We start from the raw sequence: 1,458 nt of genomic DNA, 5'->3' as shown, positions 1-1,458 counted from the left end.
AGAGTGCGTTCTGCGAGTTGATGTCCCTTTCATCGGTGGGGTTGGGTTAGGTCGGCTGGTCGGAGACCCGCCGGTCGGACTACGGGCGTGGCTGGGTGAACAATCCCGGCTCGGTCTCGACAAGGACGCCGCGGCTGACCAGGCGTTTGAGCTTGGCGCGGACGTTCTGGATGTCGTTCTGCGTCAGGGGCAGGTCCATGGCCCTGGCCAGGTCCCGGGCGCGCAGGGAGCCGCCGGCCTCGGCGAAGACGGTGAGAATCTGCTGGTAGGCCGGGTGCTCGGGAACTGCGGGAGGTGGCGCGGCCGGTTGGATCGGGGTGGGATCTTCCTCGGCGAGGGAGATGAGGGTCTTGCGGCTGATCCGCAGGTGCTCGATCGCCTCGCTGAGTTGGCCCAGCCTCGCGGTGAGCATGTCGATCTCCGCCTGGGTCTGCTCGATCTGGCAGGTCAAGGCCTGCTCGCGGGCGTCGATCCGGTCCAGGAGCCAGGCACCCGGATCGGCCTGCCGGGCGTCGGGCCCGATCATGCCCACCGCCACGACGGGGACGCGCCGCGGGTCAGGCGGCGGGACATCACGTCCGTCATCGCCCAATACACGCGGGCTTCGGAACTGGCCGGAAGGTGCTCATAGTCGCGGACCAGACGCCGGTGGAACATCAAGATGCCGTACGTTTGCTCGACGACCCATCTCTTGGGCTGGGGGACGAACCCCTTGCCGGCGGGGTTGCGTTCGACGATCTCCACGTCGATCCCTAGGTCGGCGCCATGCGCGACGACCGCGTTCTTGAACCCCTGGTCGGCTAGCGCCTTGGTCACGGTGCCCTCGGTGCCGGCGGCGACCCGGTCCAGCAGGGCGATCCCGGCGGTGTTCTCATGAGCCGAGGCGGCCAGGACGACCACGGCGATGACCAGGCCCAGCACGTCCACCGCCAGGCCCCGTTTCCTGCCCGGCACGCGCTTGGCAGCGTCCTTGCCGGTCGTGGAGGCGGGGACCCCGGCCGCGACGTGGACGCTCTGGGTGTCCAGCACGACCAGGCTCGGGTCGGCTAATCGTTTCTTCCTTTCGCGCAGATGCCAGCGCAGCAGGTCATGGATCGTCTTGTCGGTGCCGTCGTCGCGCCACTTGCCGAAGTAGTAGTACGTCGCGCTCTTAGGCGGCAGGTCGTGCGGGAGAAAGTCCCATTGGACACCGGTTCGTCCTTGGTAGCGGATGGCGTTCACGATCTCCCGCAACTCGTAGTTGCCCTCGTGGCCGCTGACGGACGGGTGCGCGGCCTTCCACGCCGTGAGCACGGGCTCGATCAGCGCCCATTCCGCGTCGGTTAAGTCGCTGGGGTACGGCTTGCGCTCGGTCACCCGGCTATCCCAGCACAGCAGACCCCACCGACCGGCGGTAACGCTACAAATCCATACGATCACATAGCGACATCACAGGCATATGCTCGCGGAACGCACTCT

At 67.2% G+C, this 1,458-nt stretch carries 2 protein-coding genes; both read right to left on the bottom strand.

What is annotated here, in order from left to right:
- Positions 1-79: 79 nt before the first annotated feature.
- Positions 80-526 carry a hypothetical protein gene (locus AB0C27_RS56140; RefSeq protein WP_357863645.1) on the bottom strand — a complete coding sequence of 149 codons (447 nt, stop codon included), beginning with the start codon at positions 524-526 and terminating at the stop codon, positions 80-82.
- Positions 523-1,356, bottom strand: a complete 834-nt coding sequence (locus AB0C27_RS56135; RefSeq protein ID WP_357863642.1) for an IS5 family transposase — start codon at positions 1,354-1,356, stop codon at positions 523-525. Before AB0C27_RS56135 ends, AB0C27_RS56140 begins: the two co-directional genes overlap by 4 nt.
- Between the last annotated feature and the right edge of the window lie 102 nt (positions 1,357-1,458).

The sequence above is a fragment of the Nonomuraea sp. NPDC048882 genome (assembly GCF_040649755.1).
Taxonomy (GTDB): domain Bacteria; phylum Actinomycetota; class Actinomycetes; order Streptosporangiales; family Streptosporangiaceae; genus Nonomuraea; species Nonomuraea maheshkhaliensis.
This window is presented reverse-complemented; position numbering and strand designations above follow the sequence as displayed.